Origin of the sequence: Streptomyces sp. FH025, assembly GCF_017427025.1 — a bacterium.
Classification (GTDB): domain Bacteria; phylum Actinomycetota; class Actinomycetes; order Streptomycetales; family Streptomycetaceae; genus Kitasatospora.
Window position 1 is genome coordinate 1 of sequence record NZ_JAFLNG010000346.1, and the last position, 7971, is coordinate 7971.

The following is a 7971-nucleotide window of genomic DNA, read 5'->3' on the forward strand; positions in this document are numbered from 1 at the left end:
CCCGCCGACGGCCCCGGCGATCCGGTCGGCCAGCCCCGGGCCCTGGGGCGAGCTCCAGCTGGGAGCGGACTCGATCGGGATGACCTTGGCCTCGCCCGGCGCGTTCTCGGCGGCGGCACTCATCGCGGTTCAGCTCCTCGGTCGGCGGGGGCGGTTCGGTACGGCGTCCGGTACCGCGGCGGGCTCGCCCGGCCCGAGCAGGGCGGTCAGCCGGTCGGTGACGGCGGCCAGCCGCTCGGGCGGCAGCAGCCCCGGGCCGCAGGCGGCGGCGAAGTCGGCGAAGGCCTCCGGAGTGGTGAACGCCGGGCGGTAGCCGAAGGTCTCCCGCAGCCGGGTGGTGTCCACGACCCGGCCGTGGGTGAGCAGTCGCAGCTGCTCCGGGGAGACGTCCACCAGTCGGGTCTGCCGGGCCAGCACCGCCATCCAGCTGACTGCGGGCAGCAGCAGCGGCAGGGTGGGGCGGCCGAGCCGGCGGGCGCACTGGGAGAGCAGCAGCACGCCCTCCCCCGCGACGTTGAAGGTCCCGGTGTTGACGGTGCCCGGCGCGGGCGCGTCGGAGGCCCGGCAGAGCACCGCGACGGCGTCGTCCTCGTGCACGAACTGGAGCCTGGGGTCGTAGCCGAGCACGGTCGGCAGCACCGGCAGCGCGAAGTACTCGCTGAGCGGGGTGTCGGCGTTCGGTCCGAGGATGTTGGCGAAGCGCAGCACCGTGACCGCGACGTCCGGGCGGCGCCGGGCGAAGCCGCGGACGTAGCCCTCGACCTCCGCCGCGTCCTTGGCGAAACCGCCGCCGGGCGGGTCCTTCGGCTGGATCCGCTCGCTGAACACGGCCGGGTCGCGGGGCGCGGAGCCGTACACGCCGGTGGTGGACTTCACGACGAGCCGGCGCACCCCGGGGGCCTTCTGGCAGGCGCCGAGCAGCTGCATGGTGCCGATGACGTTGGACTCCTTCACCGCGGAGCGGTTGGTGGAGCCCAGGCCGGTGGCGCTGACGCTGAGGTGGACCACGGTGTCGACCCGGTGCTCGGCGAGCACCCGGGAGAGCACCGGGCGACGGAGGTCGAGCTGGTGGAAGGTGTACGGCGCGGCGGGGCCGTCCGGCTCCTCGACCGGCCGACCGGGCGGCTGCACGTCCACCCCGACGACCCGGTCCACCCCCGGCCGGCGTCGGACCTCGGCGGCGAAGCGGGCACCGAGATGGCGTGCCACGCCGGTGACCAGCACGACGACGCCCACGGTGCTGCACCCCATTCCCTCGACCGAGCGGCCTGCGTGCACCGTACCGCGCCGCCCCACCGGGCCGTGAAACGACACCGCCCGCCCCGGCCACGGGGGCCAGGGCGGGCGGTGGAACGCTTGAACCCCGCGAGGGCGGGGCCAATCAGTTCTTCCTGCGCCGCTGAACGCGCGTGCGCGGGCGACCCCCGCAAGGCGGGGCCGAAGCGCAGGCTCAGGCGTTACTTCTTGTTGCGACGCTGGACCCTGGTCCTCTTCAGAAGCTTGCGGTGCTTCTTCTTGGCCATACGCTTGCGACGCTTCTTGATGACAGAGCCCACGGAACAACCCTCGCTCACTGAGACTCTCGCCCGTGAGAGACGGAGTCCATACGACTGACGTGAGGGCCTAGCCTACCGTCCACGGCGCCAGGGCCGTAATCGTGCTCCCCGGAACCGGGAAACTCGCGGGAAATCCGGGGCGAACGAGGGCGGGGCCCACGGCTGCGGACCCGCCCCCGCCCGGCCGGTGGCTACGCGCTCTCGAGCCGCACGTAGGACTCCTTGAGGTACTCGTGCACGGCCTGCTGGGGCACCCGGAAGGACCGTCCGACCCGGATGGCCGGCAGCTCTCCGCTGTGCACCAACCGGTACACCGTCATCTTGGACACCCGCATGACCGCGGCGACCTCGGCCACGGTCAGGAAGACGACTTCCTGCAGGGGGCGCTCGACGGAACTCATGACCATCACCCGTCCCTTAACCCGTGTGCAAGGCACCGGCTTCCCCTCCGGTGACTCCACCGGCACACGTGTATCCCCAGAGTAGTTATGGGTGGTACCAGTGGGAAGAGGGGAAGTGCAGTCCTCGTACGGTGAGAGATAGGACCGTTGCAGTACGTAGCCGCTCGGCGGATCGCACCAGGTGGCGTACGCACCGCCGCCCGGGGTGAGGCCGGAAGGGTGCCGGGGCGGCGGGATCAGGCCAGCAGGCCGTGCAGCGGGAACACCGCGCGGCGGCTCGCGAGGATGGCCTGATCGAGCCGGTCGGCCGGATCGTAACCCGCGTCGAAGTCGCGCCAGGCCGGGCGGGCGCCGTCGGTCATCCGCAGCGGGGCCGGGCGGCGGGTGCGGCGGTAGACCTCGGCGCGCCAGGCGTCGGGGGTCTCGGTGGCCGGGTCGACGGGCCGGCCGGCGGCGGTGGCGACCAGGTGGGTCCAGGTGCGCGGGACGACGTCCACCACGGCGTAGCCGCCCCCGCCGGTGGCCACCCAGCGGCCGCCGGTCAGTCGGTGGGCCAGCTCGTGCAGCTCCTCGGCGATCAGCCGCTGGGCGTCCACGGTGACGGCGAGGTGGGCGAGCGGGTCCTCCAGGTGGGTGTCCGCGCCGTGCTGGGTGACCAGGACCTGCGGCCGGAAGGCGGCGAGCAGCTCGGGCACCAGGGCGTGGAAGGCGCGCAGCCAGCCGGTGTCGCCGGTGCCGGCCGGCAGCGGCAGGTTGGCGGCGGAGCCGGGGGCGTCCGGACCGCCGGTCTCGGTGGGCCAGCCGGTCTGCGGGAAGAGCGTGGCGGGGTGCTCGTGCAGCGAGACGGTCAGTACCCGGGGGTCGTTCCAGAAGGCCTGCTGGACGCCGTCGCCGTGGTGGACGTCCACGTCGACGTAGGCGACGCGCTCGGCGCCGAGTTCGAGCAGCCGGGCGATGGCCAGGGCGGGGTCGTTGTAGACGCAGAAGCCGGAGGCCTTGCCGGGCATCGCGTGGTGCAGTCCGCCGGTGAAGTTGACGGCGTGCGGGGTCTCGCCGCGCCAGACCGCCTCGGCGGCGGCCACGGACTGGCCGGCGATCAGCGCGGAGGCCGAGTGCACCGCCGGGAAGGACCAGTTGTCGTCGGTGCCGAGCCCGTGCCGGGGGTCCGGCTGCTCGGGGTGGGCGGCGGCGTGCTTGACCGCCTCGATGTACTCCCGGGTGTGCACCAGCCCCAGGGTGGACTCCCCGGCGGGCGGCGCGGACCGCACCGTCACCCCGGGCCCGGTGTTCAGTCCGAGGGCCTCGACCAGGCGCATGGTGAGCGCCAGCCGGGTCGGGTCCATCGGGTGGCCGGGGCCGAAGTCGTAGGCGGTGACGGCCTCGTCCCAGAAGAGGTGCAGGCCGCAGGGGGTGTCACGCTCGGCTTCGGGCATGGCCTCCACCGTAGCGGGTGGAGGCGGCCGGGTGGCCGCCAGGGCGCACCGGGGGTGGCGTTGGGGCTGGTGTTGAGGCGGTGCAGACAAATGCTTCACGCCTCCATATCCTCTCCGCCATGAAGTCATTCAGCGTGCAACGCCTTGGGGTAATTCTCGCTGCAATACTGGGACTTGGGCTGTTCTTTGCCGCCCAGCCGGCCTCCGCCGCGGTCGGCGGCACCACCTTCGCGGTCGACAAGTCGACGGCCAGGGCGGGAGACCAGCTGACCCTGACGCTGTCCCTCACCAACACCGAGAACAGCGCCATCTACTTCGCCTACGAGTCCGTCCAGCCGACCTGGCCGGCCAACACGCAGGCCGGAGCGTTCACCGTCGTCAGCTGCACCGGCGACACCTCCGACTGCGCGGTCAACGGGAACAGCGCCAGCTTCCACTTCAACGCGCCGATCGCACCGGGCGCGACGAAGAGCGTCACGCTCACCGTCAAGATCACCGACACTCCGGCGTGGGGCACCGCGCCGTACACGCTCAACTGGGCGCCCTACGTCTACTACGAGTTCGGCCAGGTCGGCGGCACGACCACGGCCAAGGACCAGAGCTGGACCTACGGAGTGCCCGAGCTCCAGACCGTGATCAGCTGACCCCCGCCCCGTCGACCGCCCCCACCGTCACGCGACGGCGGGGGCCAGGGCTCGCCGCGACGCTTGGCGATGGCGTGAAGGAAGTGCAGACAGGGCCTTCACAACTCCCTATCCTCTCCGCCATGAAGCCATTCAGCGTGCGACGCCTTGGGGTAATTCTCGCTGCACTACTGGGACTTGGCATGATTTTTGCCGCCCAACCGGCCTCCGCCCTCGACCCGATCAGCGGCACCGCGTTCTCCGTCGACAAGAAGACGGCGGCGCCGGGTGACCGGCTGACCCTGACGCTGTCCCTCACCAACACCGAGACCAACGCCATCTCCTTCGCCTACGTGCACATCCAGCCGACCTGGCCGACCAACCAGCGGCAGGACGTGGTCACCCCCATCGGGTGCGGCGGCGAGAGCACGGACTGCACGTTCGGCGGTTTCAACAGCAACGCCGCCTTCCACCTCAGAACGCCGATCGCACCGGGCGACACCCGCACCGTCACGGTCACCGTCCAGATCACCTCCACACCGACCTGGACCGGGCCCTACGTGCTGAACTTGGCCCCGTACGTCTACGCCGAGTACGGGTCGGACGCCCCGGGGTACAGCAAGGACCGCCTCTGGGCCGAGGGCCTGCCCGAGCTCCAGACCGTGATCAGCTGACCCCCGCCCCGTCGACCGCCCCCGCCGTCACGCGACGGCGGGGGCCCGGGGCGCGGCCGGCGCCGGAGCGAAGCGGTCGGCCAGCGGCAGCACGGCGAGCACCAGCACCATCGGGGCGAGCAGCGCCCAGCGGTACGAACTCGCGTCGGCGATCGCCCCGACCAGCGGCGAACCGATCAGGAAGCCCACGTAGTTGAAGAGGTTGAGCCGGGCCACGGCGGCGTCCGAGTCGGCCGGGAAGAGCCTGCCGCCGGCCGCGAACACCTGCGGGATGATCGCGCAGATGCCGAAGCCGAGCACGGTGAAGCCGGCGATGCCCGCCCAGGCCGCGGGCGCGACGGCGGCCAGCCCGAAGCCGAGCGCGGCCAGCGCGGCACCCGTGCGCACCACCGGGACGGCGCCGAAGCGTTGCACCGCGCGGTCACCGAGGGCCCGGCCGAGCAGCATCGCGACCATGTAGCCGAGGTAGGAGAGCTTGGCGAGGTCCTCGCGGCTGCCCAGGCCGTCGGTGAGGTACTTGACGCTGTAGTTGGAGACCGAGGCGTCCGCGATGTACGCGAAGGCCATGGCCAGGCACAGCGGCAGCAGCGGCCGCCAGGGGATGGAGCGGGCGGCGGCCTCGGCGGCCTCCCGTACGGCGTCACCGAGTTCGGCCGGGCCCGCGGTGGGGGTCCCCCCGGCCGAAGGCTGGGGGAGAGTGCCGGTCAGCACCGCGAGCGGGGCGACCACCGCCGCGGCCGTGCCGAACAGCACCGGCAGCCCGAGGTCGTAGTGCGAGCCGAGGCCGGCGATCGCCGCGCCGAGGATGCCGCCGAGGCTGAACGCGGCGTGGAAGCCGATCATGATCGAGCGGCCGTAGCGGTGCTGCAGCCCCACCCCGAGCATGTTCATACTGGCGTCCAGCGCGCCCACCAGCAGCCCGAACGCTCCCAGTGCGAGGGCGAGTTGCCACAGTGTGTCGCCCAGCCCGGCACCCGCCAGGCTGAGGCAGACGGCCGGCTGGACCACCCTCAGCACGGCCCGGGCGCCGGTGCGCTTCACCAGCCGCTCGGAGAGGATCGAGCCCACCCCGGCCAGGACCGGCACCGCGGCCAGGAAGGCCGGCAGCAGCGCGTCGCTCAGCCCGTACCGGTGCTGGATCTCCGGGATGCAGGTGACCAGCAGGGCGAAGACGGTGCCCTGGAGCAGGAAGCTGACGGCGAGCGCGGCCCGCCCGGCGCGCAGGCCGGGCGCCCTTGCGGACGAAAGGGGCTGCGAGGACGGTACGGCACTCACACGGACCTCCAGACGACCTCGCTACCGCCCGGTAGGACGATGTTGGCCGAGAGCGTAGGCGGTGCGCCGCGATTGCGGGAGGGGTCGCGCAGCGGTCATTTCCCGCCGGAGGCCAGCTCCCGGGAGCGGTCCCGGGCCGCCTCCAGGGCGCCGAGCAGCGCGGCCCGCACCCCGTGGTTCTCCAGTTCGCGGATGGCCGCGATGGTGGTGCCGGCCGGGGAGGTGACCGCCTCGCGCAGCTTCACCGGGTGCTCGCCGGAGTCGCGCAGCATCACCGAGGCGCCGATCGCCGACTGCACGATCAGGTCGTGCGCCACCTGCCGGGGCAGGCCGAGCAGGATGCCCGCGTCCGTCATCGCCTCGACCAGGAAGTAGAAGTAGGCCGGGCCGGAGCCGGACAGCGCGGTGGCCGCGTCCTGCTGGGACTCGGGCAGCCGCAGCGCCTTGCCGACCGAACTGAAGATCTCCTCGGCCCGTACCAGGTGCTCCTCGGTCGCGTGCGAGCCGCCGGAGATGACGCTCATCCCCTCGTCCACCAGCACCGGGGTGTTGGGCATCACCCGGACCACCGGAGTGCCGGCCGCCAGCCGCTCCTCGAACCAGGCGGTCGGGACGCCGGCCGCGGCCGAGATCACCAGCCGGTCCGGGCTGATGTGCGGGGCCAGCTCCTCCAGCAGGGTGCCCATGTCCTGCGGCTTGACCGCGAGGATCAGGGTGTCGGCCAGCTTGGCGGCCTCGGCGTTGGAGACGGCCACCACGCCGTAGCGGGCGGTGAGTTCGGCGGCGCGCTCGGGGCGACGGGCGGTCACCAGCACGTCCGCCGGGGCCTTGCCCGCCCGCAGCAGACCGGAGAGCAGGGCCTCGCCGATCTTGCCGGTGCCCAGGAAGGCGATCTTCTGTCCGTGTGCTGCGCTGCTGCCCATGGTCCGCTCCTTGCCTCGGTACTGCGGCCATCCTCGCACCGCGCGGCGACGCCCGTCGGCACCGTCCGGTCCGTGGTCGCCGGCCCCTTCGGAGCCCCTCGCCCCTAGGGAGAAAACTCGGGGGTTTCCCCTATGGCCTCCGGCCCCGCGCGGGCGCACCGTGGACCTATGGCACACGACGAAATGTCCCGACGTGAGAACCGGCAACTCGCCGTCGCCTCGGCGACCGTGGGCCCGTGGCGGACCGCCACGGGAGTCGGTGCGGTGGTGGGGGCGACCGCTCTGGGGGTCGAGGCGATCTCCGGCGACTGGTCGCTCAGCATGCTGGCCGGACCGGCCGGCTGGGCCCTGTTCTTCTTCTTCCTGGTCGGCACCGTCGGCGGGCAACTGCGCCGCGACACCGGCGACCGACGGCTGCGCCGCTGGGCGGACGCGCACCCGTGGCGGGCGGCCCTCCCTGCGGCCGGCGGACTGCTGGTGCTGAACACCCTGGCGCAGGTGTTCCTCGGTGACCCCGGCCTGATCGGGGCCTTCTTCGTCTCGCTCCTGCCGGCCGGCCTGCTGCTGGTGATCGCCGGGGTGGTGGGCTCGGTGAAGCAGGCCCGCGGCAAGGGCTGAGCACCGGCGCGATCCCGGACGAACCGCGGGTACGGCACGGTCAGCCGCGGCCGGCGCTCGTCAGCGCTTGCGCTTCCCGCCGGGTCGGCCGCTGCGGCCCGCCTGGCGCTTCTCGTACTGCTCGACGGCCCGCCGGTGCGCGGCCCGCTTGACCGACTCGCCGGGGGCCTCGACCAGGCTGCGGGCGAAGTAGGCGGCCAGGCTGCCGGCCCCGCCGATCAGCCAGACCGCGCCGAGCGACTTGTCCTCGGCCATCCAGCCGGTCAGCTGCTCCTTGCCCTCGGTGAGGACCTTCCAGGTTCGCCGGACGGCCATCATCGAGCAGACCGCGATGGCGGCGGTCAGCAGCCCGTTCACGAAGCCGCCGCTCTCGGCGAGGGCCACGCCCTCGACGCCGAAGCGCAGCACCAGCACGGCGGCGGCGGTGGCGACCAGGGCGCCGACCGAGACGCCGACCCGGCGCGGCCA

10 protein-coding genes are annotated in these 7971 nt (G+C 73.0%); 3 read left to right on the forward strand and 7 right to left on the reverse strand.

Features of this window, described 5'->3' with window-relative positions; all coding sequences use genetic code 11:
* Window positions 1–129: 129 nt before the first annotated feature.
* From J0670_RS23010 to J0670_RS23025, 4 genes are all read right to left on the reverse strand, one after another.
* Window positions 130–1236 (reverse strand): NAD-dependent epimerase/dehydratase family protein, encoded by a 1107-nt coding sequence (locus J0670_RS23010; RefSeq protein ID WP_207813546.1) that lies wholly within the window; start codon window positions 1234–1236, stop codon window positions 130–132.
* Between the two features lie 221 nt (window positions 1237–1457).
* Entirely contained in the window at window positions 1458–1556 is a 99-nt protein-coding gene (locus J0670_RS23015) for a 30S ribosomal protein bS22 (protein WP_003948845.1), read from the reverse strand.
* Between the two features lie 191 nt (window positions 1557–1747).
* Window positions 1748–1957, reverse strand: coding sequence for a helix-turn-helix domain-containing protein (locus J0670_RS23020; protein WP_045699258.1), 210 nt, complete (start codon window positions 1955–1957; stop codon window positions 1748–1750).
* A gap of 236 nt (window positions 1958–2193) precedes the next feature.
* Window positions 2194–3390 carry an acetoin utilization protein AcuC gene (locus tag J0670_RS23025; protein ID WP_207813547.1) on the reverse strand — a complete coding sequence of 399 codons (1197 nt, stop codon included), beginning with the start codon at window positions 3388–3390 and terminating at the stop codon, window positions 2194–2196.
* A gap of 119 nt (window positions 3391–3509) precedes the next feature.
* Here J0670_RS23025 and J0670_RS23030 point away from each other — a divergent pair, with 119 nt between their 5' ends.
* Together J0670_RS23030 and J0670_RS23035 are read left to right on the forward strand one after the other, a co-directional pair.
* On the forward strand, window positions 3510–4034 hold the full coding sequence (locus J0670_RS23030) for a DUF11 domain-containing protein (RefSeq protein WP_207813548.1): 525 nt from the start codon (window positions 3510–3512) through the stop codon (window positions 4032–4034).
* A 182-nt stretch (window positions 4035–4216) separates the two neighbouring features.
* Window positions 4217–4687, forward strand: a complete 471-nt coding sequence (locus J0670_RS23035; protein ID WP_207813549.1) for a hypothetical protein — start codon at window positions 4217–4219, stop codon at window positions 4685–4687.
* A gap of 27 nt (window positions 4688–4714) precedes the next feature.
* Here J0670_RS23035 and J0670_RS23040 read toward each other — a convergent pair whose 3' ends face one another.
* Both J0670_RS23040 and proC read right to left on the reverse strand, forming a co-directional pair.
* Window positions 4715–5962: an MFS transporter gene (locus tag J0670_RS23040; RefSeq protein WP_307806651.1), complete on the reverse strand. Its 1248-nt coding sequence runs from the start codon at window positions 5960–5962 to the stop codon at window positions 4715–4717.
* A gap of 95 nt (window positions 5963–6057) precedes the next feature.
* Window positions 6058–6885, reverse strand: coding sequence for a pyrroline-5-carboxylate reductase (gene proC / locus J0670_RS23045; protein ID WP_207813550.1), 828 nt, complete (start codon window positions 6883–6885; stop codon window positions 6058–6060).
* A gap of 168 nt (window positions 6886–7053) precedes the next feature.
* Here proC and J0670_RS23050 point away from each other — a divergent pair, with 168 nt between their 5' ends.
* The gene (locus tag J0670_RS23050) at window positions 7054–7503 is read left to right on the forward strand and encodes a hypothetical protein (protein ID WP_207813551.1); all 450 of its coding nucleotides are present in this window, start codon (window positions 7054–7056) and stop codon (window positions 7501–7503) included.
* A gap of 60 nt (window positions 7504–7563) precedes the next feature.
* Here the strand turns inward: J0670_RS23050 and J0670_RS23055 are convergent.
* On the reverse strand, window positions 7564–7971 hold a 408-nt coding region (locus tag J0670_RS23055; protein WP_207813552.1), incomplete at its 5' end, for a hypothetical protein.